1 protein-coding gene is annotated in these 412 nt (G+C 62.4%); it reads right to left on the reverse strand.

Features of this window, described 5'->3' with window-relative positions; translation table 11 throughout:
- Positions 1–14: 14 nt before the first annotated feature.
- Positions 15–412: IS5 family transposase (locus tag SM191_RS19620; RefSeq protein ID WP_341507668.1), on the reverse strand; the 398-nt coding region annotated here is incomplete at its 5' end.

Consider the following 412-nt stretch of genomic DNA (forward strand, 5'->3'; position numbering starts at 1 on the left):
ACTAGGGTCCGGACTCATAACCACCAGATGACGGCGGCAGCGAAAGCGATTGCGCTGAGGAAGTTCTTGATGTTGCGGTCGAAGCGGGTAGCGATGCGTCGCCAATCCTTGATGCGGCAGAACATGCGCTCGATGACGTTGCGCTGTTTGTAGATGGTGCGGTCGTAGTCGTACTGTATCTTGCGGTTGCGACGTGGCGGGATGACGGCTTGGGTGCCGCGCTCGTCGAGCCATTCGCGCAATGCCTGGCTGTCGTAGCCCTTGTCGGCGACGAGTTCGGCGGATGGTGGCAGTGCGGCGATGCAGGTCCTGGCGACCTTGCAGTCGTGGACGTTCCCCGGCGTCAGAAGGAGGACATGAGGGCGGCCCCTGGCGTCGCAGACGGCATGGACCTTGGTGTTCCGACCGCCTT

Source organism: Sphingomonas sp. 2378, assembly GCF_038084995.1.
In the GTDB taxonomy this organism is placed as follows: Bacteria; Pseudomonadota; Alphaproteobacteria; order Sphingomonadales; family Sphingomonadaceae; genus Sphingomonas.